General features: G+C 68.8%; 25 protein-coding genes and 1 pseudogene. 11 read left to right on the forward strand and 15 right to left on the reverse strand.

The features are described 5' to 3' along the window. Position 1 precedes the first annotated feature (1 nt). From AB0K02_RS22940 to AB0K02_RS22955, 4 genes are all read right to left on the reverse strand, one after another. Positions 2–655: a DUF6233 domain-containing protein gene (locus AB0K02_RS22940; RefSeq protein ID WP_365994361.1), complete on the reverse strand. Its 654-nt coding sequence runs from the start codon at positions 653–655 to the stop codon at positions 2–4. 81 nt (positions 656–736) lie between these two features. Next, the gene (locus AB0K02_RS22945) at positions 737–871 is read right to left on the reverse strand and encodes a hypothetical protein (RefSeq protein WP_365994362.1); all 135 of its coding nucleotides are present in this window, start codon (positions 869–871) and stop codon (positions 737–739) included. Beyond that, complete coding sequence (locus AB0K02_RS22950) at positions 868–1,188, reverse strand: helix-turn-helix domain-containing protein (RefSeq protein WP_365994363.1); 321 nt, start codon at positions 1,186–1,188, stop codon at positions 868–870. The genes AB0K02_RS22945 and AB0K02_RS22950 overlap by 4 nt, the downstream gene beginning before the upstream one ends. Positions 1,189–1,278: 90 nt before the next feature. Then, positions 1,279–1,752, reverse strand: coding sequence for a GNAT family N-acetyltransferase (locus AB0K02_RS22955; protein WP_365994364.1), 474 nt, complete (start codon positions 1,750–1,752; stop codon positions 1,279–1,281). 872 nt (positions 1,753–2,624) lie between these two features. Between AB0K02_RS22955 and AB0K02_RS22960 the strand changes: the two are divergent. The 5 genes and pseudogenes from AB0K02_RS22960 to AB0K02_RS22980 all read left to right on the forward strand — a co-directional run. Then, a pseudogene (locus tag AB0K02_RS22960) lies at positions 2,625–2,885 on the forward strand (phosphoglucosamine mutase); the annotation flags it as partial. Between the two features lie 112 nt (positions 2,886–2,997). Further along, positions 2,998–4,410: an acyl-CoA thioester hydrolase/BAAT C-terminal domain-containing protein gene (locus AB0K02_RS22965; protein ID WP_365994365.1), complete on the forward strand. Its 1,413-nt coding sequence runs from the start codon at positions 2,998–3,000 to the stop codon at positions 4,408–4,410. Positions 4,411–4,650: 240 nt separating this feature from the next. Beyond that, the gene (locus tag AB0K02_RS22970; RefSeq protein ID WP_365994366.1) at positions 4,651–5,109 is read left to right on the forward strand and encodes a hypothetical protein; all 459 of its coding nucleotides are present in this window, start codon (positions 4,651–4,653) and stop codon (positions 5,107–5,109) included. A 26-nt stretch (positions 5,110–5,135) separates the two neighbouring features. Then, the gene (locus AB0K02_RS22975; protein ID WP_365994439.1) at positions 5,136–5,342 is read left to right on the forward strand and encodes a helix-turn-helix transcriptional regulator; all 207 of its coding nucleotides are present in this window, start codon (positions 5,136–5,138) and stop codon (positions 5,340–5,342) included. Beyond that, on the forward strand, positions 5,339–6,316 hold the full coding sequence (locus AB0K02_RS22980) for an NAD(P)-dependent alcohol dehydrogenase (protein WP_365994367.1): 978 nt from the start codon (positions 5,339–5,341) through the stop codon (positions 6,314–6,316). The genes AB0K02_RS22975 and AB0K02_RS22980 overlap by 4 nt, the downstream gene beginning before the upstream one ends. Positions 6,317–6,617: 301 nt before the next feature. Here AB0K02_RS22980 and AB0K02_RS22985 read toward each other — a convergent pair whose 3' ends face one another. The 7 genes from AB0K02_RS22985 to AB0K02_RS23015 all read right to left on the reverse strand — a co-directional run bounded on the left by AB0K02_RS22985 (position 6,618) and on the right by AB0K02_RS23015 (position 13,312). Next, the gene (locus AB0K02_RS22985; protein ID WP_365994368.1) at positions 6,618–7,118 is read right to left on the reverse strand and encodes an ATP-binding protein; all 501 of its coding nucleotides are present in this window, start codon (positions 7,116–7,118) and stop codon (positions 6,618–6,620) included. Positions 7,119–7,275: 157 nt separating this feature from the next. Continuing rightward, positions 7,276–8,274, reverse strand: coding sequence for a hypothetical protein (locus AB0K02_RS22990; RefSeq protein ID WP_365994369.1), 999 nt, complete (start codon positions 8,272–8,274; stop codon positions 7,276–7,278). Between the two features lie 63 nt (positions 8,275–8,337). Beyond that, positions 8,338–9,300, reverse strand: coding sequence for an ROK family protein (locus AB0K02_RS22995; RefSeq protein WP_365994370.1), 963 nt, complete (start codon positions 9,298–9,300; stop codon positions 8,338–8,340). Further along, a complete protein-coding gene (gene nagB, locus AB0K02_RS23000) occupies positions 9,300–10,079 on the reverse strand; it encodes a glucosamine-6-phosphate deaminase (RefSeq protein ID WP_365994371.1) in 780 nt (259 codons plus the stop codon). The genes AB0K02_RS22995 and nagB overlap by 1 nt, the downstream gene beginning before the upstream one ends. Before the next feature lies 1 nt (position 10,080). Beyond that, the gene (ptsP, locus tag AB0K02_RS23005) at positions 10,081–11,769 is read right to left on the reverse strand and encodes a phosphoenolpyruvate--protein phosphotransferase (RefSeq protein WP_365994372.1); all 1,689 of its coding nucleotides are present in this window, start codon (positions 11,767–11,769) and stop codon (positions 10,081–10,083) included. After that, positions 11,766–12,032 carry an HPr family phosphocarrier protein gene (locus AB0K02_RS23010; RefSeq protein ID WP_365994373.1) on the reverse strand — a complete coding sequence of 89 codons (267 nt, stop codon included), beginning with the start codon at positions 12,030–12,032 and terminating at the stop codon, positions 11,766–11,768. Before AB0K02_RS23010 ends, ptsP begins: the two co-directional genes overlap by 4 nt. A gap of 44 nt (positions 12,033–12,076) precedes the next feature. Continuing rightward, entirely contained in the window at positions 12,077–13,312 is a 1,236-nt protein-coding gene (locus AB0K02_RS23015; RefSeq protein ID WP_365994374.1) for a PTS transporter subunit EIIC, read from the reverse strand. Positions 13,313–13,601: 289 nt separating this feature from the next. Here AB0K02_RS23015 and AB0K02_RS23020 point away from each other — a divergent pair, with 289 nt between their 5' ends. The 6 genes from AB0K02_RS23020 to AB0K02_RS23045 all read left to right on the forward strand — a co-directional run bounded on the left by AB0K02_RS23020 (position 13,602) and on the right by AB0K02_RS23045 (position 18,188). Beyond that, entirely contained in the window at positions 13,602–14,330 is a 729-nt protein-coding gene (locus AB0K02_RS23020) for a GntR family transcriptional regulator (RefSeq protein WP_365994375.1), read from the forward strand. A gap of 250 nt (positions 14,331–14,580) precedes the next feature. Beyond that, positions 14,581–14,889 carry a PTS glucose/sucrose transporter subunit IIB gene (locus AB0K02_RS23025; protein ID WP_365994440.1) on the forward strand — a complete coding sequence of 103 codons (309 nt, stop codon included), beginning with the start codon at positions 14,581–14,583 and terminating at the stop codon, positions 14,887–14,889. Further along, positions 14,886–15,350, forward strand: a complete 465-nt coding sequence (locus AB0K02_RS23030; protein ID WP_365994376.1) for a PTS glucose transporter subunit IIA — start codon at positions 14,886–14,888, stop codon at positions 15,348–15,350. The genes AB0K02_RS23025 and AB0K02_RS23030 overlap by 4 nt, the downstream gene beginning before the upstream one ends. Next, positions 15,347–16,111, forward strand: a complete 765-nt coding sequence (locus tag AB0K02_RS23035; protein WP_365994377.1) for an HAD family phosphatase — start codon at positions 15,347–15,349, stop codon at positions 16,109–16,111. Before AB0K02_RS23030 ends, AB0K02_RS23035 begins: the two co-directional genes overlap by 4 nt. Continuing rightward, on the forward strand, positions 16,108–17,151 hold the full coding sequence (locus tag AB0K02_RS23040) for a Gfo/Idh/MocA family oxidoreductase (RefSeq protein WP_365994378.1): 1,044 nt from the start codon (positions 16,108–16,110) through the stop codon (positions 17,149–17,151). Before AB0K02_RS23035 ends, AB0K02_RS23040 begins: the two co-directional genes overlap by 4 nt. Continuing rightward, a complete protein-coding gene (locus AB0K02_RS23045; protein WP_365994379.1) occupies positions 17,151–18,188 on the forward strand; it encodes a Gfo/Idh/MocA family oxidoreductase in 1,038 nt (345 codons plus the stop codon). The genes AB0K02_RS23040 and AB0K02_RS23045 overlap by 1 nt, the downstream gene beginning before the upstream one ends. A 12-nt stretch (positions 18,189–18,200) precedes the next feature. Here AB0K02_RS23045 and AB0K02_RS23050 read toward each other — a convergent pair whose 3' ends face one another. The 4 genes from AB0K02_RS23050 to AB0K02_RS23065 are packed head-to-tail and all read right to left on the reverse strand — an operon-like array spanning position 18,201 to position 22,102. Beyond that, a complete protein-coding gene (locus AB0K02_RS23050; RefSeq protein ID WP_365994380.1) occupies positions 18,201–19,280 on the reverse strand; it encodes an ABC transporter ATP-binding protein in 1,080 nt (359 codons plus the stop codon). Between the two features lies 1 nt (position 19,281). After that, positions 19,282–20,385: an ABC transporter ATP-binding protein gene (locus AB0K02_RS23055; protein ID WP_365994381.1), complete on the reverse strand. Its 1,104-nt coding sequence runs from the start codon at positions 20,383–20,385 to the stop codon at positions 19,282–19,284. Then, complete coding sequence (locus AB0K02_RS23060; protein WP_365994382.1) at positions 20,382–21,227, reverse strand: carbohydrate ABC transporter permease; 846 nt, start codon at positions 21,225–21,227, stop codon at positions 20,382–20,384. The genes AB0K02_RS23055 and AB0K02_RS23060 overlap by 4 nt, the downstream gene beginning before the upstream one ends. Continuing rightward, positions 21,227–22,102, reverse strand: a complete 876-nt coding sequence (locus AB0K02_RS23065) for a sugar ABC transporter permease (protein ID WP_365994383.1) — start codon at positions 22,100–22,102, stop codon at positions 21,227–21,229. Before AB0K02_RS23065 ends, AB0K02_RS23060 begins: the two co-directional genes overlap by 1 nt. Positions 22,103–22,133 lie beyond the last annotated feature (31 nt).

The raw sequence follows: 22,133 nt of genomic DNA on the forward strand, positions 1-22,133 counted from the left end.
CTCATTGTCGACCACATGAAGTATCAGGCTGCGTTGTCCTGGCGCCCTGATCCAACATCCCAGGCTCGGAGTCGGGTCGACAGACCTGGCACGCCTCCACGTTCTCGGTGGGCAGCCGGCGTGCCTCGATCGCGGGCACAGGCTTCGTCCACCTCGCGATGCGGCAGTCTCCGACGTGGACCTCGAAGGTCGGTGTCCTGACCGATGCCGTGGGGGATCGCGAAGCCGGGATCCTTCGGCTGCAGCCTTCGCTCGGCCCGGGCAGCGGCCGCAACGCGCCGCTCGTCCTCGGCGATCCACCGGTCGGTCTGCGCCAGCTGCTGCTCCTGGACTCGGCGGAGGAAGCGCAGGAGCTCCAGGCGAGGCACTTTGGGTCGGCAGGAAGACCAGCTCGACTTGGTGGTCGGCCGTCCAGGCGCGGACGCGTGTGTGTTTGGGCGGGGAGAAGTTGTCCGGCACCACATACAGCTTCTCCCCGGTCCAGCGGGCACGCAGAGCCTTGAGGCGGACGAGGAACTCGCGCCAGCGCTTGCGAGGGCGGATGGGGTAGTACAGCTTGCCGGTGGCCAGATCGAGGGCGGCGAGCATATGCCTCACGCCACTTGTGCGGTTGTAGGTAGCCCGCAGTCGGCGCGGACGCCTCACCGGCCCCCACGCCTTGCCCTTGCGGGCATCAGGTTCAGCGGCCCGAACTCATCAACACATATCACCCGCCCGTCGGCGGGCGTAGCGTCGTTCAGGCCAGGACGCGGTGCATCTTGGCGATGAACTCCGGGTCGGTGGACGCCTTCCAGGTAGTGGTGGTCTGCCAGGAGACCTTGCCTTCGCGCAGGATCCGGCGCAGCGTCTCCCGGCTGATGGCCGCGGTCACCCTGTGTTTGATGAGTGGTCGGCGAGCTTGCTGAGGCTCCAGGTGGAGAACGCGGTGATCTTCCAGTCGGAGGGGGACGTCCGGGCGATCAGACAGATGTGCTCGCGCACCTCGTCACTGATCGTCTTGGGGCGTCCCCTGCTCCTTTTTGAGACCGGGACAGAAGCGTGCGTCTCGCCGGTGATCGAAGGGTCCGGATCCACGATGGGGCACGCTTGCAGGGTCTGCCACTCGCCGTCGCGCGCCGACCACAACGGCACACGGTCCGACGCCCGTATCGCCGCCAACTCCGTCAGCGGCCGGCTGGCTCGCGCCACGATGAATGACCGCGAGAACCCCATGACGGGGAACGACAGCCGCGGTCACTGACACCGTTGATTACCCGGCCCAGGCTGTGTGACAAGCCACTAGAGCGGGATCCGGAGGTCGAGCACGGGCCCGCAGGCGTCGACCGGCGTCGCGTCCAGTTTCTCCAGGACATGGAGCATCGGCTTGTTGCTGGCAGCCACCGTGGCGGCCAGCGTGTGGTGTCCCTCGCGGCGGGCAACGGTCGCCGCATGCTCGGCCAGCGCGGTGCCGAGCCCCTTGGCCTGCCACGCGTCCTCGACCAGGATCGCGAGCTCCCCCACCCCTTGCTGATCGGTCCGCATGACGTTGGTCATGGCGATGATGTGGCCCGTACGCTCGGTCGGCGTGGTCACCAACGTGGTGCCGCGCTCAGGGTTGGACAACTGCCGCCATTCGGCAGGCGACAGCCCGGCCTTGCCCGCGTGGTATCGCAGCGCTCGGCTGTTCAGCGAACAACGGCGGTGCAGTTCCTGGACCGGCGCCAGGTCGACCGGGGCCGCTTCCCGGGTCCGGGTGGCGGTGCCGTCGGTCATCGTGATCGAGTGTACGGCGTCTCGACGGCTGGCATCGGGCATCGATGGTCTCCTCACAAGGCGATCTTGACTGCTGGGCCGCGGGTCTGGGACGCAAGCGCGGCCTTGCCTCCGCAGCAGTCTTTTGCCGTCTCCGGGTGAACTCAAGAGGACTTCGCGCCATGTCGGTTGCGTTGCGCTCATGCTAAATTACGGAGAGAGACGAAAATTTGAGGGAGTCGTGGCCGTCGTCGACGCCGATGCTGACCATTGCTCACGTCATCGCTCAAGGATTTTTGCGGAGGGCCGCCGGCCAACTCCAAAAGAACAGGCCGATGAAGGTCCGCACTTTACGTAAGTGGCCCACGTGTCAGGGGGTGGGCACACCACTCAACCCGCTGGTGCACTGGCGTCGCGGATGCCGGCGACCGGGGTCTCGGAGGCAGCCCTGTGCCGGTCGTTGGGGGTCGGGTGGGTTGTTCGGCAGCGGGTAGGGTGGCGGCTCGGGCTCTCGGCAAGATCTGTTTGCGGACGGGTGCCAGGTCTGCTGAAGCTCGGCTCCCAAGGCGGACCTAGCGCAAGTCCGACTGCGACGACTACCGCAGAGCGCCACGCTGTCGAGCGCGGTTCAATCGCCTCAAGAAGCACCGGGCCGTGGTAACTGGGTACGACAAGCTGGCCGTTCGCTCCTGGCTGCCTCGAACTCCGCCTCCAGCACGATCACACGAAACTTCGGGTGATGGCCACGGTGCCGCTGAGGCGACCCATGTCCCAGCCGAGGGGCCTGAAAGCAATCGACACCAAGCACAATCAGGCTCGTGGGCACATGCTGGCCCGAATGCTGGGCGGTACCGGCGACCACCTGGACAACTCGACCGGGCGGTTCGCCGGCGGAGCCGGCGGCGGTGATGGACCGTCTTCCGCAGGTCCTGATCAACGTTCGCGACGTGGACAAGTCGCGGGTGTCCACCTCGGCGGAGCTGCAGACGGCCGTCGCCGAGGGGGACCAGGAGCTCAGTGCCACGGGCCGTGTGCTGCTGCGCCCCTCCGGTACGGAGCCGCGGGCGCGCGTGATGATCGAGGCGGCGGAGGTTGACCAGGCGCGCGCGGTGGCCGGGCTCCTCGCCTGCGCGGTGAAGTCGGGGCTGGGCTGAGGGTCCATGGGCCTGCGGGTCTGATCGACGCATGCCGCGACACCCGCCGTTCGAGGGAACGGCGGGTGTCGCGGCATTGGAGCTGTGGGCGCGGCTCGTACGTTCGGTCGGTATGACGTACGCATCAGGGGATCGCGCATCCGGCCCCACCCGTCGCACCGCACTTGCCGGACTCGTCGCCGGGACCGGGGCCGCGTTGGCCGCCGGCTGCACGCCGTCCGACGCGAGGCCCGCGAACGCGCCCACCCCCAGCCCGACGGCGACGGGCACCGCACCCGCCGGCGGGCCCACGCCGGGCGTGATGACCCTGTTCAAGGACCCGGCGTACAACTTCAGCGGGCTGCTCGCCCTCGGCGCTTCCGGTCAGGGATCCGCCGAGGTGGGCGAGGTGCTCACCGCGGTGAACTCGATCAACAAGGCCGGCCTCTCCGCCCAGACGTACGTCGAGACGTTCAGGAAGCTCGGCGACCGGCTGATGGAGGCGCCCGAGGGCGCCGAGCCCGACGAGCAGACCACGCGCTTGCGTGCGCTGCGCGCCGCGCAGTACTACGCCCAGGCGCTGTTCTTCGTCCTCGGCTCCGACGATCCCGGCAGCGAGGAGCGGCTGTACAAGGCCGGGCGAGGCGCCTGGGACAAGTTCTGCGGCCTCTGCGACCCGGCAGCCGTGAAGGCGAACGTCCCGTACGAGAAGACCCCACTGCCGGTGTGGTTCTTCCGGCCGGACGAGTCCACCGCCCGGCGCCCCACCGTGATCCTCACCAACGGCAGCGACGGCCAGAACGTCGACATGTGGACCTACGGAGTCCAGGCCGCGCTGGAGCGCGGCTGGAACGCGCTCGTCTACGAGGGCCCCGGCCAGGGGCAGCTTCTCTTCGTGGACCGGGTGGTTTTCACACCGACCTGGGAGAAGGTGGTCACGCCGCTCGTCGACTGGCTGGTGGCCCGCCCGGACGTGGACCCCGAACGCATCGCCCTCACCGGCCTGAGCATGGGCGGCGACCTGGCCCCCCGCGCCGCGGCCTTCGAGAGCCGGATCGCCGCACTGGTGGCGATGCCCGGCTGCGTGGCGCCCTGGCTCGGCTTCCCCTCCGAGATGCGGGAGATCCTCCAGCCGAACAAGGAGGAGACCAACAACATCTGGAACAAGGAGGTCGTCCCCGAACTGCCTGCCGACGCTGCGGCGACGTTGAAGAAGCGCTTCGAGCCCTTTTCCGTCCAAGCGATGCTCGGTGCCCGCGAGGGCAAGATGTTCACCGACTTCTACACCCCGGCCAAGCGCGTCGAGGCCCTGACGATCAAGAACGTCGTGGGCCGCATCAAGGCGCCCACGCTGGTCCTCGACTACGACTTCGAGCAGTTCTACCCCGGTCAGCCGCGCGAGTTGTTCGACAACCTGACCTCGCCCAAGGAGTACGTGAAACTCACCGCGGCCACCGGGGCGCAGTTGCACTGCTCCCCGATGGCGCCGCAGCAGCACTGCGAGGTCGTCTTCGACTGGCTCGACCAGACGCTGTCGGTGCGCTGACTCAGCCCGCTGACTTTCTCTCCGTACGCTCCCGCCGGCGCGCTGCGCATTTCTGCCGTGATCCCAACCTGCCCCCTTCCGGCGGGGCTTTCGCCGAATCCTGAGGCACGCAGGGAGCGTGGAGCGGCCTCGGCTCGGGAAGCACGGGTGATCCGAAGGGGGCTTCCTGCGTGCCGACCCGTGGTGAAGTCGCCTCGATCGGCAGGCCGCCCACGGCCCAGGATGTCAAGAATCCTTTACATGCTGTCCGGTCTGCTTTACATTCCTGGTGTGACACACGAAGAGAAGCGCGCGTGGATCATCGCGGTCCTCGCAGTCGCTACGTACGCGGCCTACCTCGCCGTCCTCCTGGTTCGAGCCGCTGACACCCCTGTGGCCGAGGTGCCTTACGCATCGCCGCTGCTGTGGGCCGTGGGCATCTCGATCGCGGCATCGATCGTGCTCAGCGTCACCGTCTCGATCGGCGCGCCCAAGGGCGCGAACAGAAGAGACCAACGCGACCGGGAGATCCACCGGTTCGGTGAGTACACAGGCCAGTCGTTCGTCGTCCTCGGCGGGGTGGCGGCCCTGGTTATGGCGCTGGCCGAGATGGACCAGTTCTGGATCGCCAACGTGCTCTACGCCGGGTTCACCCTCTCGGCGATCCTCGGTTGCGCGGCAAAGATCGCCGCCTACCGCTGGGGTTTTCAGCCTTGGTGAGGGAACCGACCAGGGTCACCAACTCGATCCGGGCACTCCGCTTCGCGCACGGTGAGATGACGCAGGCGGAACTGGCCGACCGGATCGGCGTGACCCGGCAGACCGTCATCGCCATCGAAAAGGGCCGCTACTCGCCCTCTTTGGAGATGGCCTTCCAGATCGCCCGCGTGTTCAAGGTTCCGCTCGACGACGTTTTCCAGTACGTGGACGAAGAAGAAGGAGACAGAGCATGAAGGCAATCGTCCAGGAGGTCTACGGTCCGGCCGACGTCCTGCAACTCAAGGACATCGACAAGCCCGTGGCCGGCGATGACGACGTCCTCGTACGAGTGCGCGCGGCCGGGGTCGATCCGAGCGTCTGGCACCTCATGACGGGCCTGCCGTACCCCATTCGCCTCATGGGCTTCGGGCTGCGCACGCCCAGGCTCCGGGTGCGCGGCTGGGACGTAGCGGGGAACGTCGAGGCGGTCGGCAGGAACGTGACCCGGTTCAAGCCCGGCGACGAGGTCTTCGGCACCTGCGAAGGCTCGTTCGCGGAGTACGCGTGCGCCCCCGAAGACAGATTGGCGGTGAAACCGCCGGGGTCCACTTTCGAGCAGGCTGCGGCCGTGCCCATCTCCGCCTTCACCGCCCTCCACTCGCTTCGTGAGCAAGGGCGGATACAGCGTGGGCAGCGAGTCCTGGTCATCGGCGCGGGCGGAGGCGTGGGGACGTACGCCGTACAGCTGGCCAAGGCTGTGTTCGAAGCGGAGGTCACCGGCGTCTGCAGCACCGGCAAGACCGACATGGTCCGCTCCCTCGGCGCGGACCACGTCATCGACTACACCCGTGACGACTTCGCCGCCGACGGCCGTCGCTACGACCTCATCCTCGACACCGCGGGCAACCGACCGCTGTCCCACCTCCGACGGGCCCTCACTCCTCGAGGAACCCTCGTCATCGTCGGAGGCGAAGGGGGAGGGCGATGGCTCGGCGGCCTGCACCGCGCCCTCGGGGCACTGGCTCTGTCGCCGTTCGTGGGTCAGAACCTGCGCGCACCGTTTGTGAGCGAGCCCAAGGAGGACACCCTCCGGTCCCTGGCCGAGTTCATAGAAGCCGGCAGCATCACACCGGTCATCGACCGGACCTACCCCCTCAGCGCGGCCCCCGACGCCATCCGTCACTGGGAAATGGGCCACACACGCGGCAAAATCGTTCTCACCGTCTGACACGGATCGAGTTCGCTTTTCGCCGGCGCCAGAACGGCCTTCCGCCGGCCCCCCTTCCCGCCCGAGCGCTGGGGAGGTACCCGGCGGCACATTGACCGGTACGCCGACAGCATGCGGGCGTATGCACAGGGCCGGCGAACGCGACGGCTGCGCTGTTCCGGACAGCGCGGCACGCTCCTGACCTGCTCGCTCCCACGCTCGGCTGCTCACTCGCGTCCCGTGCCTGCCGCTGTGGTGGCCGCGCAGGCGCCGAACAGCGGTGTCTGGCGCACACGGGACTACGGGGCCGGCAGGCCTGTCGTCAAGGACTCAGCTCCGCCCATCGCGTAGCGCCCTTTTCGTGCGTGACACTGCCGTGCCGAGTGGCGAGGGCGGCAACGATGTGCATCCCGCGGCCGTGTTCCTCCTGCGGGTCGGTGTGCGACGACCGGTCGGGTTGCGGGCCGCCGTCGGTGACTTCGATGCGAAGGACGCTGCATCGCGTGCACTGGACCCGTAGTGCTGCCGGCGGGAGGGCGTGGACGACGGCGTTGGTGACGAGTTCGGAAATGATGAGCAGCGCGTCCTCGCGTACCGGTGGCGAGACGTGCAGGCGCGCGAGAAAGTCGTGGGCGAGGTGGCGGATCCGGCCGACGTCCTCGGCACCGGCGCTCACCAGGACCAGATGCCTGTCTTCCTTGTCGCCCGTGCCGGGCCGGGGTCCTGGGCGATGGAGCTGACCGGAGACAGGGGCCGTGGCGCCGAGGTCCGCCTCGAGCAGTTGGACCGGCCCGGTCGGCTCAGGGAGTGCTTGGGCAGTCATGGCAACCTCGCGTGTTCCGCGGTGCGCCGAGAAGCTCTTCCCGGCCACTGGTAATAACCAGATATGACCAGATTGACCCTGGGGTGATGAGGTTGTCAATCGGGTCGGAAGGGGAATTTCCGGCCCCCGGGGAGTGCACGCGCGAGGGATCACAGTGTCAGCGGCTGGTCTGCCGGCTCCTCGCCCGGAACGCCCGCTGATGCGACTCCTGGACCTGCTGCAGTGGATCGCCGTCGAGTTCCCAGGGCCAGGCGGTGGCCACTGCGGACATCGCCTCGAAGACCGGCCATGCGTCGGGCAGGCGCCTGGCTTTCGCCAATACGTAGGCCAGGAGGTTGAGGTCGGCGAGTGCTGCTGCGTGGGTGAGGAAGCCGGGCTGCGGCCAGGTCGCGAGGGCTTGGTCGACGAGGGCGCGTTCGTGTGGCTGGTTCCAGTGCCGGTGCGCGGTCAGCGCTTCGATCCCGCCGGCCGTCAGGGCTCTGCGGTACCGGGCCAGGGAGTGGGTGAGACTGAGCGCCGCCACGGGTGAGCCGGCGGGTGCGGCGATGGTGACGGAGTCGAGGAACTGCACGGTCAGGGCGCTGGATCCGCATTCCTCCGGGGAAACGTAGCGCAGCATCTGGCGGTGGGCTTCCCGGTTCCAGCGGTCGCGTTCCCTGACGGCGTCCCAGACGGGCTGGACCGCCGCGGCGGGTGCCCGCTGCATGCGGTGGCAGCTGAGCATGGCGATCCAGGGTGCGGGGTCCGGGGGCGCGAGCGCCGCGGCGTGCCGGCACAGACGCATGGCGGCGTCGATGTGGAGGGCGGTGCCGATGGTGCGGGAGCGGTGGATGTCGGCAAAGACCTGGAGGAGCAGGGCGTCGGCGCCGGCAGGGTCCCGGCTGCGCCACTGGTGGGCGAGGACGGGTGCTTCGGGGATGGTGCTGAGCACGAGCAGGCGGTGCATGCGCCTGTCCCAGTCGTCTCCCGGGTCACGCAGTACCTGCTCGATGGGGTACGTGAGGGCGCCGCGGTCGTTGGATTCCGCAAGGTTGTCGCCCTGGGCAGCAACCTGGGCCTCCAGGTGCGCCAAGGTGCGGGCGAGCCGGCTGTCGTCCAGTTGTGGGCACAGTCGGCGGGGTGGTCTGTGGCGTCGTCCTCGGGGCCATATGGTCACCTGCTTCTTCCTCCGTTGTGTCCGTGCGGCGGTTGCCGGGTGGCCGCCGCCGCACGGGAGCGGTCAGGCTGTGCGAGGTGTCTGCACCTGGGCTGGGGCAATCGGGGAGACGCCTCCGCGGCGTGCGGCAGCGCCCGTGGCGGTCAGGGCGTGCAGGGCCGCTCCGAGGAGCCCGGCGTCCGCTCCGAGGGGAGAGACCTCCACAGCTGGTGCGGTGCGCCAGGCCAGTCCCTGTTGCAGGCTCCGGCGGACCGGGGCCGTGAGGCGGTCTCCGGCCGCTGCCATTCCGCCCGCCAGAACGATGCGTTCGTGGTCGAGCAGGAGGGTCGAGGTGACCAGTGCTCTCCCGAGGGCGTCTGTCGCCTCGGCCCAGATGCGAGCGGCGGCCGGTTCGGTGTCCAGGCGTCGCGTGATGTCGGCGGCGGTGTCCGCGGTGTTGCCGGTGCGGCGGTAGCGGCGGACCAGGGCGCCGGCTGCGGCGTAGGCCTCGACGCATCCGCGCTGGCCGCAGGCGCACAGCTCGCCGTCGGCATGCACGGGGATGTGGCCGAACTCTCCGGCGATGCCGGTCGCGCCGCGTATGAGCCGGCCGTCGCTGACGATGCCTGCTGCCAGTCCGGTGCCGAGTACGACGACGAGCAGGTTGTTCACGCCGGCGCCGAGCCCGAGCTGTCGCTCCGCCAGGCAGGCGGCCCTCACATCGTGCTCGAGGGTGACGGGGAGGTGCACGGCGTCGACGACCGCTGCCGCGAGGGGCGTGTCGCGCAGGCCGAGATTGGCGGCGTAGCGGACGATCCCGGCGTCGGTGTCGATCAGCCCGGGAGCGCAGAGGCCGACGGCCCGGACGCCAGGGCGGACGAGGGCGGTGGCCACGTGCACGACCGCGGCGAGGACGGCGTCCGGCCCTTTCGAGGAGGGTGTGGGCAGCCGCAGGGTTTCCTCAGCGGTCCCGTGGGCGTCGTAACGGGCTGCCTTGATGGTGGTGCCGCCGAGATCGACGGCGACCACATGTGCGGGGCGTGTCATCAGTACCTCTGTCCGGCGGGTTTGTGGCGGGCAATGGAGCGGTAGTACGCCCGTTGTTCCAGCTGGGAGGCGGCGAGTTCGTCCACCACGACGGTGGTGTGGGGGTGCAGCTGCAGGACCGAGGCAGGACAGGAGGCGGTGACAGGGCCTTCGACGGCGGCGGCCACCGCGCGGGCCTTGTGCGGGCCTGCGGCGATCAGCACGAGGTGGGACGCCTCGCCGATCGTTGCGAGCCCTTGAGTGATGACATGGCGGGGCACGTCGTCGATGCTGCCGAAGAAGCGTGCGTTGTCGCGTCGGGTGTCGTCGGTGAGGGTCTTGAGCCGAGTACGCGAGGCGAGGGAGGAACCCGGCTCGTTGAACCCGATGTGGCCGTTGCGCCCGATCCCGAGGATCTGCAGCCCGAGGGGCCCTGAATCGGTGAGGCAGCGCTCGTAGCGGCGTGCTTCCGCGGCAGGGTCGGGCGCCGTGCCGGAGGGCAGGTGGAACCGCGCGGGGTCGAGGTCGACATGGTCAGCCAGCTCGCGCCGAATCACCTGAGCGAAGGACTGCGGATGGGTGGCCGGGAGCCCGACGTACTCGTCGAGCAGGAAGGCGTCGACGCCTCTGAAGCTGAGGCCCTCGTGACGATGGCGGCGTGCCAGGTCCCGGTAGACCCCGAGAGGTGACGAGCCGGTAGCCAGTCCCAGCGTTCTCACGCCCTCGGCCAGCGCGTGGTGGACGATCCCGGCGACCGTGCGGCCGGCGTCGTCCGCGTCAGGGCGGATCACCACCTCCATGTCAGGGCCCCTCACCGTCGGGGACTGCCGCACGGAACGCTTCGCCCATCTCCTGGGCGACGGCACGTGCCGCGGCCTGTTCCGGGGCGTCGATCACGGCGGCCGCGAGGTGGCGGCACTGCGGCAGCGTGAGCTGGGCGAGCGCGTCACGGACGTCGGCGACGGCCGGGGCGGCCATGGACAGGCTGCTCACTCCGAGGCCGGCCAGGACGGGGGCCAGCAGCGGATCGGCGGCCGCCTCACCGCAGACGCCGACGGGCCGCCCGAGAGCCTCGGCAGCGCGGCACACCATGGCGACCAGGGTGAGCAGGGCAGGCTGCCAGGGATCCAGGAGATGGCCGAGGGCAGGGGAGGTCCGGTCGGCGGCCACGGTGTACTGGGCCAGGTCGTTGGTGCCGATGCTGGCGAAGTCGACGTGCTGGAGCAGACGGTCGGCGCTCAGAGCCGCGGAAGGTACTTCGATCATGATTCCGACGCTCTGTACGCCGTGGCTTCGGGCGAGGCCGGCGAAGCGGGCGGCTTCCTCGGCGGTGGCGACCATCGGTGCCATGACCCTCATCTGCGCGCCGGTACGGCACTGTGCCGTGACCAGGGCCTCGAGCTGGGTTTCGAGGATGCCCGGCCGGAGGGCGGCCGTGCGCAGGCCCCGGATCCCGAGAGCGGGGTTGTCCTCGCGGGGCAGCTGCAGGAAGGGCAGGGGTTTGTCGGAGCCGGCGTCCAGGGTGCGCACCGTCACCGCACGCCCCTCGAAGGAGGCGAAAACCTGGGAGTAGGTCTGTGTCTGCTCCTTGAGCGTGGGCGGTTCCCGGCGGTCCATGAAGAGGAACTCGGTACGGAACAGTCCCACGCCTTCGTTGTCGGCCTGCGCGGCGTGGGAGGCGTCCGCGGGGGTGCCGATGTTGGCGAGGAGCGCCACGGGGTGCCGGTCGGCGGTGCGGCCCGGCCCCTTGGTGCGGGGGTGCGTACGGGTACGGGCGGCGTCGAGGGCTTGCTGCCGGCGTTGTGGTGAGGGGTGTGCCTCGACGGTGCCGGCACGGCCGTCGAGGAGGACGGGCGTGCCGTCCGGCAGGGCGACGGCCTGGGAGCATCCGACCACGGCGGGCAAACCCAGGGTGCGGGCGAGGATGGCGGTGTGGCCGGTCGGCCCGCCCTTTTCGGTGAGCAGTCCCACCACGTCACCGCCGGCGAGTTGCGCGGTGTCGGCCGGGGAGAGGTCCTCGGCGGCGAGGATGAACGGGTGTCCGGGCCGGGGTATGCCGGGCATCGGCACATCCAGAAGGAGTGCGACCGCGCGGTTGCGGATGTCGCGCAGGTCGGCAGCGCGTTCGGCCATGCAGCCGCCGGCTTTCTCCAGTTGGGCGCCGTAGGAGTCGGCAGCGAGGGCCAGGCTGTGAGCGGTGGGTACGCCCCGGTCGATGTGGTGGGCGGCGGCCTGGACGAGGGCGGGGTCGCCGGCCATCGCGGCGCCGGCCTCCAGGATGGCGCCCGCCGTTCCGCCTGCCGCGATGGTGGAGAGCCGCGCGGCCACTTCGGCCAGGGCCTGTCGTACGCGCTGGACTTCGTGGGCCGGGTTCGCGCCCGGTGCTTCGTCGGGATCGGTGACGGCCGGCGGCGTCATGCGTGCCAGGGGTGCACACGCCAGACCCGGGCTGACGCCGTAGCCGGTCATCGTGATCGAGGTGGGGCTCACGCGTCGAGTTCCTTGCTCAGCAGGGCCGCCAGTTCCTCCAGGACGGCCGCGGCCTGTTCGCCGTCTGCGGTCAGGGTGACCTGGTCGCCGTAGCCGGCGCCGAGCGTCATGACGCCCAGCATGCTGTCGGCGGCCACCGGGGGCTTGCCGTCGACGGCGATCGTGACCGGCAGGGATGCCTGGGAGGCTGCCTGGACGAAGGTGGCAGCGGGCCTTGCGTGCAGGCCGCTGCGAGAGCCGATGGAGACGACGCGCTGCGCCATGGACGGTTTCCTTTCGAAGGGACGGTGAGGAGCGTGTGGCTGTGTCAGGCCGCGGGCTGGGGGCGGCGTTCCTGATCGGCCTCCGGGTTGTCCTCCTCGCGGCCGGGGGTGCGCAGGTTCCAGCGGCGGATGACGAAGCGGAACAGGACGTAGTAGAGGGCGGCGTAACCCAGGCCTATGGGAATCAGCAGCAGCGGGCTGGTGGCCTTGCCCCAGTTGAGGACGTAGTCGATGAGTCCGGAGGAGAAGGTGAACCCGTGGTGGACGTCGAGTGCGTTGACCAGGGCGAGAGAGGTTCCGGTCAGCACGGCGTGCACGAGGTACAGGGGCCAGGCGACGAAGAGGAAGGAGAACTCGATCGGCTCGGTGATGCCGGTGAGGAAGCTGGTGAGTCCGGCGGAGAGCATGATCCCGCCGACGGCCTTGCGGTGTTCGGGGCGGGCTTCGCGCCAGATGGCCAGGGCTGCGGCCGGGAGGGCGAACATCATGATCGGGAAGAAGCCGGTCATGAAGATGCCCGCCTCCGGGTCGCCTGCGAAGAACCGGTTCAGGTCACCGTGGGCGCCGTTGTAGTCGCCGAGGATGAACCACACGACGGAATTGAGGATGTGGTGCAGGCCGAGCGGGATGAGCAGTTTGTTGGCGGTTCCGTAGATGCCGCCGCCGACGATGCTGTTCTCGTCGACGGCCTCCCCGACCGCGGTGAGGCCGGTGTTGAACAGCGGGTAGACCAGACTCATCAGGACGCCCACGACGAGTGCGGTGACCGCCGTCAGGATGGGCACGAGTCTGCGGCCGCTGAAGAAGCCCAGGTAGGGCGGGAGCGCGGTGCGGTGGAAGCGCTGCCAGAGCATGGCGGCGAGCAGACCGACGACGATGCCGCCCAGGACCCCGAACTCAACGAGGGCCTGCTCGCCCACCAGGTCCTTCTTCCCCGCCAGGACCACCGGCGACATCGCCGTGAAGACACCGTCCAGGACGAGATACCCGACCACTGCGGCCAGCGCCGTGGAACCGTCCGCCTTCTTCGCGAACCCGATCGCGATGCCGACTGCGAAGATCAGCGGCAGATGCGTGAACAGCGCTCCCCCGGCGGCGGAGATGACGTGGGCGGTGTCCTTGAGAGCGGAGAACCGGCCCAGGACATCGTCCTGACCCAGCCGGAGCAGCAGACCCGCGGCCGGAAGCGTGGCGATCGGCAGCATCAAGCTGCGGCCGAGTTTCTGCAGGCCCGCCAGGCCCGGACGGCGGCCGACGGAGGTGGACGTACTGGTGCTCATGACAAACCTCGAGGGGGAGAAGGAACACGCCGGGAGCGGCAGCTCAACCGAGACACGACTTGGTACTACTGGTTATGACCAGTAGTCCTCAGAATGGCCCCGGCTTCACGGCATGTCAATGCCTCGAGACCGAAGAGCCGGGTCTGCGGCGCGTGTCAGCGGGTGATTGGGTCCAGGCACCCTGACCTCGCAGCCCTCACGGCGCGCGGACGCGAGGGACAGGCGTGATGCATACTGGTAGTAACCAGCTGGGAGACGTCGTCTCCAGGAGACCGGGAGTGGAGTCACAGTGGCCGCACAACAGATCGCCGCCAAGGGCATGGTGCCCAAGCACGCGCAGCTGCGCGCGATTCTGGTCGACATGTGCACCAACCAGCTCTCCCCCGGCGACGCGCTGCCGAGCGAGCGGCAGCTGTGCCTCGACCACGGGGTCAGCCGGGTGACGGTGCGTGAAGCCCTCAGCCAGCTCGTGGCCGAAGGCCTCGCCGTCCGGGTGCACGGGCGCGGAACGTTTGTGGCCGAGCGGACACACCGCTCGGAACTCGGGCTCGCCTCGTTCCACGAGGACATGCGCCGGCTCGGCCTCGAGCCGGGCACCGTGGTGCTCTCCGTCGAGAAGGAGCCCCCCGCCGCGGCCACCGCTGCGGCCCTTCAGATGACCGAGGAGCAGGAGGCGTGGCACGTCCGTCGCCTGCGACTGGCCAACGGGACCCCCATCTGCGTCGAGGACGCCTGGTACAGCGCCGACCTTCTGCCGGAGCTGGACAGCGTGGACTTCACCGCCTCCATCTACGACACTCTCGGCTCGCGGTTCGGATATCCCGTCGACCGCGCGGAGCAGACGGTCGGGGCAGGGCCGGCCTCCGCCGAGACCGCCGCGCTCCTGGGAACGCGCAAGGGCACTCCCGTCATGACCTTCGACCGGATCGCCTACAGCGCCGACCGCCCCGTCGAGCACGCGTACTCATGGTTCCGCGCCGACCGCTACCAGTTGCACATGACCCTCACCGACCACTGAGCCTTCTTCTTCGCAGCCCCGCAAGAGGGCCGCCGGCCTCCGAGCCCTGCGACCGTTGCCCTTCGACACCGGTTCGGGATGCCCCGAGAGTGGCGGGTCGGAGCGAGAGCCGGTTCGCCCCCGCGGCAAACCGCGCATGTACAGCGACAGACACGGACGGACCGTCACGTCACACACAATTGACATGCGCATGATCATCGCTGCTTGCCTCGTCGACACCTCCGGGTTAGCCTTCTGGTCGTAACTGGTCATTACCAATTTACCCACGGCATGGTCGCCACTTCGGCGGCACCGCAATCCATCCGTCACAACGCGAGGGGGGCACCCCATGTCCAAAGCCCGGCTCATCGTCGAAGGGCTCGGAGGGCCCGACAACATTGCCGACATCGAGGCCTGCATCACCAGGCTGCGCACCGAGGTGAACGACCCCGACGCCGTGGACGTGGGCGCCCTCAAGAGGGCCGGCGCCCACGGGGTGCTGGTGTCGACCGGCATCGTGCAGGTGGTCGTCGGTCCCGAGGCGGACTCCCTTGCCGAGGACATCAAGGAGCTGTTGTGAGTCTTGCCGTCTACGCCCCGCTGTCCGGGACCCTCACGGCGCTCGGCAAAGTCCCCGATCCGGTCTTCGCAGCTCAGATGGTGGGCTCGGGAGTGGCAGTGGAGCCTCCCCCCAGCGCCGGCCCCGTCGACGTCGTGGCACCCGTCGCCGGCACGGTCGCCACCCTGCACCCGCATGCGTTCGTCATCCGTACCGACAGCGGGGCGGCCGTTCTGGTGCACCTGGGCATCGACACCGTGCGGCTGAAGGGGGAAGGGTTCAACGCGCAGGTGGCCGCAGGGGAACAGGTCGAGGTCGGCCGGACTGTGATCACGTTCGACCCGTCTGCGGTCCGGTCGCGCGGCATGTCCGCGGTCTGCCCGGTCGTGGTCCTCGACAGCCGGCCCGGATCGGCGCGGCCGCCGTCCGTCACCGGCCCTGTGTCGGCCGGGGCCCTGCTGTTCGGCTGGGCGGCGCCGTGACGACCGCCGGCTCGCACGCGCCGAGGAGGCCCGGCAACCAGCGGTCCGGTTCGCGCCCGCCGTGCGAGGCGGTCCTGCTGGACCTGGACGGCACCCTGGTCCTCAGCGAAGAGGTCCACCGCCTCGCCTGGCGGGCCTTCTTCGACACATGGGGCGTCGAGGTGACTGACGCCGACTACCAGCAGCAGTACATGGGGCGAAGGCCCAGTGACATCATCGCCGGCGTTCCCGGGCCCTGGACGGGCACCGACGCACAAGCCGTGCTGTCCACCATGACGGCCTTCACGCTGGAACACGCCGGCAGCATCGAGGTCGTTCCCGGTGCTGCGGCACTCATCCGGCGGCTGCGCGTGAAGTACCCCGTCTCCGTCATCACCAGCGCCGGAGCGCTGTGGGCCCAGCACCTCCTCGACAAGGTCCTCGGCGTACGGCACTTGGTGGACGTGGTCGTCACCGCTGAGGACACCACGTCCGGGAAGCCCTCCCCCGAGGGCTACCTCAAGGCCTGCACCGCACTGCGAGCGCGGCCCGAGCACTGCCTGGCCTTCGAGGACTCACCCTCGGGAGTCCGTGCTCTGGTCGCTGCCGGTGTCCGGGACATCGTCGGCGTCACCACCACCGCCGCCGCTGCCGACCTCACCGGCGCCGGAGCGCGCTGGACAGTCCCCGATCTCACCTCCGCAAGCGTGCGCAGTATCAGCGGCGCCCTCAGAGCGCACCTCCCGGCCGCGGGAATCGACGACGAGGAGAAGGAAGCATGAAGAGACTCGACGTGGCCGTGATCGGTGCCGGATTCATCGCGCGCACCCATGTGCCTGCCTGGATCGCCCTCGGCGCACGGATCCGCATCTTCTCCACCGACGACCAAGCCGCGCTGCTCGCCGAGGAGTTCGGCCTCACCGAGGCCGGCTCCCTCGAGGAGGCGCTGGACTGGGCGGCGGTCGTCGACATCTGCACCCCCACCGCCACCCACCGCGACATCGCCCTGGCCGCCTTCGATGCGGGAGCGGACGTCCTGTGCGAGAAACCCCTCGCCCTGACGCCGCAGGACGCCCAGGAAATGGCCGAGGCCGCACACAGAGCCGGACGCCTGCTCTACCCCGGCCACGTCGTGCGGTTCTTCCCCGCATACGTCCGCCTCCGCGACGCCGTCACCTCCGGCGCGCTCGGGCGCGTGGCCGTGGCCCGCTTCACCCGCACCGGCCGCTATCCGACGTGGAGTTCCTGGTTCGCCGACCCCGCCCTCTCCGGAGGCATCGTGACCGACCAGATGCTCCACGACATGGACATCGCCAGGTGGCTCTTCGGGGAGGTGGTCGGCATCCATGCCACCCAGCGCGGCCACCTCACCACTCACCCCTCCGCCTCCGCCTCCGCCTCCGCCTCCGAGGCGCCCGTGGCCACCGGCAGCGCCACCCTCACCCACGAATCCGGCGTGATCTCCCAGGTCCTGGGCGTATGGGGTCCGCCTGCCACCCCGTTCCGCTACACCTTCCACGTGGCCGGCTCCAACGGCACCCTCACCCACGACTCCCTCGCCCACCCGTCGCTGCGCCTGAGCGGCGCAGGCGGCGCCGAAGCCGGCGCAGTACCCACCGGCGACTTCGGCGAAGACCCCTTCGCCGCCCAGATCCGCGAGTTCGCAGCCGCCTTCCAAGGCGGCCCGGCCCCGCGCGTGAACGCCCTGGACGGTGTGGCAGCCGTCCGGATCGCGGCAGCCGCCCGCCGGTCCGCGGCCACCGGGCTGGCCGTCGCCGTCGACGACACGGCCCCGCACACGCTCACGGAAGGAAACTCCTGATGAAAGTCGCCCTTCTCTCCTTCGCCCACGTCCACGCAGCGACGTACATCCAGCTCCTGCGCGACCGGAGTGACATCGAGCTCGTCGTGACCGACCCCGACGCCGAACCGGGCGATCCCACGCGTGGCAAGGCCCTGGCCGACGAACTCGGTGTCACCTACCGGGCCGATTACGAGGAGGCCCTCGCCGAGGGTCCCCGCGCCGTGATCGTCACCAGCGAGAACACCCGCCACCGGGACCTTGTCGAGCAGGCGGCCGCCGCAGGTGCTCACATCCTGTGCGAGAAGCCCCTGGCCACCACCGAGGACGACGCACGCGCCATGATCGACGCCTGCGAGCAGGCCGGCGTGAGCCTCATGACCGCCTACCCGGTCCGCTTCCACCCGGCTTTCGCAGCGCTGCGGCACACCCTCACCGACGGCACCCTCGGGCCCCTCCTCAGCGTCCACGGCGTCAACAACTCCCGCCCGCCCGCCTTGGTCCGACCCTGGTTCGCCGACCCGACCCTCGCCGGAGGCGGCGCCGTCATGGACCACACCCTGCACATCGCAGACCTCCTCGACGTCCTCCTCGACGGCGAACAACCCATGCACGTCCATGCCGTCGCCAACACCCTCCTCACACCTGACGGCGCCCGTGAACCGGAAGTGGAGTCCGCCGGACTCCTCACCCTCACCTACGCCAACGGGCTCACCGCCACCATCGACTGCAGCTGGAGCCACCCCGCCACCCACCCAGCCTGGGGCGGCCTCACCCTCACCTGCGTCGGCCAACGCGCCCTGGCCGAATTCGACGCCTTCCCACCCCTCCTGACGGGCTACGACACCACCGACGCCATCACGCGCTGGGAACCCGCCGCCATCGACCTCGACGCGGCCATGCTCGACACCTTCCTCACCGCCGCCCGCACCGGACAACGCTCCCACCCCGACGGACACACCGGACTGCGCACGCTGCGCACCGCCCTCGCCGCCTACGAATCGCTCCGCACTGGCCAACCCGCCACCGTGACGGAATCCGGAACCGGCAGGCGGTGACAACAGCAGGATCTACGACTGGAGGACCAGGCGACCGTCCGCATACGGGAGGGCCTTGGCACGAGGCAGATGCACCAGAGGCTCCTCCACCGCCGGAATGCCTTCCTCCCGCGGCGCCTTCGCCCGGATGAGCTGGCCGGCCACGTCCATCTCCAGCACGAGCTGCGGCCCGTGGTCCCGGACGCCCCGAAGCCTGGCGGGAAACGTATTGGGTCCGGGCTCCGTGACGACTTTGACGTACTCGGGCCGGATTCCCACCTGACTCTCGGTGGTGCTCTCCGGAAAGTCCCACGCCATTGCCAGCGACCTACCACCCAGGGTGACGCTCCCGTGCGCCCGATCAACGGTCAGGAAGTTCATTGGAGGTGATCCGATGAAGTAGCCGACGTACGTGGACGAGGGGGCCTCGAAAAGCTGCTCCGGTGTGCCCTGCTGCACGGCTCGGCCGTCCTTCATGACCAGTACTTCCTGGGCAATGCTCATCGCTTCGTACTGGTCGTGGCTGACGTAGATGACCGTGGGCCGGAACTGCTCCGTGATCTCACGGATCTTGCGCCGCAGCGAGTGCTTCAGCTGTGGATCGATGACGGTCAGTGGCTCGTCCATCAGCACGGCGGCCACGTCATCACGGACAAGACCACGACCGAGCGAGATCAGCTGCTTGTCGTCGGCGGTGAGCTGCCGGGCAGGTTGTCCGAGCCGGTCGTCCAGGTCCAGCGCCTCGGCGACCTGATGGACCTTGGCATCGATCCTCGCCTTGTCCCACCGGCGGCACTGCAGGGGGAAGGCGAGGTTCTCGTACACCGTCATCGACTGGTAGATAACGGGGAACTGGAACACCTGGGCGATGTTGCGCGCCTTCGTGGGCAGCGCAGTGACGTCCGCACCGTCGAAGAGGACCTGGCCCTGTGACGGCCTGACCAGCCCGGACAGGATGTTCAGCAGCGTGGTCTTGCCGCAGCCCGACGGCCCGACCAGTGCGTAGGTCTTGCCGGCCTCGAAGGTCAGCCCGATCGGCTTGAGAGCCCACTGTTCCTCTTCGACCCCGTGCGTGTAGCTGTGCCCGACGTCGACGATGTCCAACTGCGCCATATCAACGCCCTTCCACTGAAGCGAGATCGTATGAAGGTGTCCGTACGAGCGTTCCCTGCTCGTCGAAGGCGAACAAACGCTCGGGGCGCAGTCGCAGTTTCACGAGATCACCCAGAGCGACGTCATGGATGCCCTCGATCTGTATGACGAACGGGGTCTCGCCGACGGCCGCATGGACGAACGTCTCCGACCCGGAGATCTCGATGAAGGTGACCTCGCCCTCGACGCCGACGGACGCCAGGCCGACGTCCGTCGCGCGCAGGCCGAACTGGTAGGCGCCGTCGGGCAGATCCGCGAGGTGCGCGGACACGTGCGTGGCCTGGAAGCCGGCCACCGTGACCTGACCGCTCTCGATGCGGCCCGTGAAGACGTTCATGGGCGGATCGTTGATGATGGACGCCACCGTGGTCGTCGCCGGGCGCTCGAAGACCTCCTGCGGAGGACCGATCTGGAGGATCCGCCCCTCGTGCATGACCAGCACCACGTCACCGAGCATCATCGCCTCGGCGGGCTCGGTGGTCGTGTAGATCACAATGGTGTCGCCCTGGTCCGAGAAGAGGGTCTTGAACTCGTCTCGCAACTGTTCACGCAACTTGTAGTCCAGATTGGCCAGCGGCTCGTCGAGCAGGAGGATGCCCGTGGCGCGGGCGAGCGCCCGCGCCAGCGCGACTCGCTGCTGCTGGCCGCCGGAGAGCTGGGACGGCTTGCGCCGCTCGAAGTCGGCAAGGCCGACACGCGCCAGGCTCTCCCTGACACGACGCTGGATCTCCTGTCGTGACAGTCCCGCCCGCTTGAGCGGGAAGGCGACGTTGTCGAACACGTTGAGATGTGGGTAGTTGATGAACTGCTGGTAGACCATGGCGGTGTCGCGTCGCCAGACCGGCGTCTTCAGGAAGTCGGCTCCCCCCCTGGTCAGGGAGCCGGAGTCGACCGCCTGGAGACCGGCCAGTGCCCGCAGCAGCGTGGTCTTTCCCGCCATCGTCCGGCCGATGACGGTATGGAGCCGTCCCGGCAGGAAGACCGCGGTCACTTCCTTGAGGTGATCGACGCCGTCGACGGTCAGGCACAGATCGGTGGCGCTCAGATCAGTGGTGCTCAGCTTCATCGGACCGCTCCCGAGAGGTTGCCTTTGGACAGATAGCGCTCGACCCGGAGCGCGAGAAGAACCAGCGGCGTCACGCCGAAGAGAGCGGCGGCGGACAGCGTCCACCAGGGCGGGATGGACGAGTTGAGGGCGACGACCGCCTGGGGAAGGGTCTGGACCTCGGTGAAGGTCAGCCGGAAGGCGAAGAAGAAGTCGTTCCAGCCGAACACGACACAGAACATCGCGGCCACGGTCAGCCCGGGCAGGGAATTCGGCAGGATCGCACGCACGAAGGTCTGGAACGGGCCGCAGCCGTCGAGCATGGCCATCTCGTCGATCTCACGCGGAACGCCGTTGAAGAAGTCGACCATCACCCAGACGGCGATTGGCAGCAGCAGCGCGACCGTCACGATGACCAGGCCCAGGATGGTGTCCAGCAGGCCCGTCCACTGGAGCAGGTAGAAGAACGGAATCACCAGGACGACCGGCGGCATGATCCGCTGCGATACGAAGAAGAAGATGATGTCGCTGTTCTTGACGAAGCCGAACTTGAAGCGGTACCGGGACAACGCGTAGGCGGCCAGGGACCCGAGGACGAGGCTGATGGCCGAGGCGGCGATGGTGACGATGGCGCTGTTGACGAAGGGCTGCATCACATCGACACCTCCGGCTCCGCCGAAGATGTTGCGCCACCCGGTGACGGTGGGTTCGTATTGCAGCCATGGCAGGTAAGTGGCGCCCCCCTGGACGCCGTTGACGTCCTTGAAACTGGTCGTCATGGCCCACAGGAACGGCCCCGCGACGAAGCAGGCCCAGAGGGTGATCACGGTGTACTTGAATATGGGATAAAGGCGTGACCTCATCAGTCCCCCTTCAGCTTGAAGGCCCTGGCGAGCAGGGCGGCGACAACCGTGAGCGTGACGATCATCAGGACCAGATAGGTCAGGGACATCGCCCCGCTGTACCCGGTCTGCTGATCCCTCAGCCCCTGGATGTAGAGGTAGTAGCCCGGCGTCTCCGTGGCGGAGCCCGGCCCCCCGGAGGTCAGCACGTAGACGCTGTCGGAGAGCTTGGACGCCTCGATCAGCCGGATGATGACTGCCGCGACCGACACCGGCGCCATGAGCGGAAAGGTCACCTTCCGGAAGGTGCGCCAAGCGTCGGCCCCGTCGATGGCTGCGGCCATGAACGGTTCCTTGGGGAGGCTCAACAGGCCGGCCAGCAGCAGCAGGAACATGAACGGGGTCCACTGCCATACCTCGACGGTCATCAGCGCGATCAGCGCCGGACCGGACTCGGTGAGCCAGGGCACCTCGGTCAGGCCGAGCATCCCGAGCAGATCGTTCACCGGCCCCAGCGACTCGTGGAAGATCATCTGCCAGATGGCGGCCATCACCACGGGAGTGGTCATCATGGGGACGAGGAAAAGCACCCGCCACAGGCGACGGCCGCGTGTCTCACGCCAGACGAGCAGGGCCATCCCGAACCCGATCACGTACTGGATCAGGACTGTGCCGCCCGCCAGCAGGACCAGGCGCATGATCGAGGCCCAGAACCGGCTGTCCTGCAGCATCGTGGCGTAGTTGGCACCTCCGACGAAGTCCATCTGAGGGTTGCTCACGTTCCAGCCGGAAAAGCTGACACGAATGGTGAACAGAAGCGGAAAGACGATGATGAGTGCGAGCGTGAGCAGTCCTGGGAGGAGGAACATGCTCTTGTGCCGGCGCAGAGCTTCCATGGTTGTCCTTGTGGAAGTGGGCGGACGGCCC

The sequence above is a fragment of the Streptomyces sp. NPDC049597 genome, assembly GCF_040675505.1.
Lineage (GTDB): Bacteria > Actinomycetota > Actinomycetes > Streptomycetales > Streptomycetaceae > Streptomyces.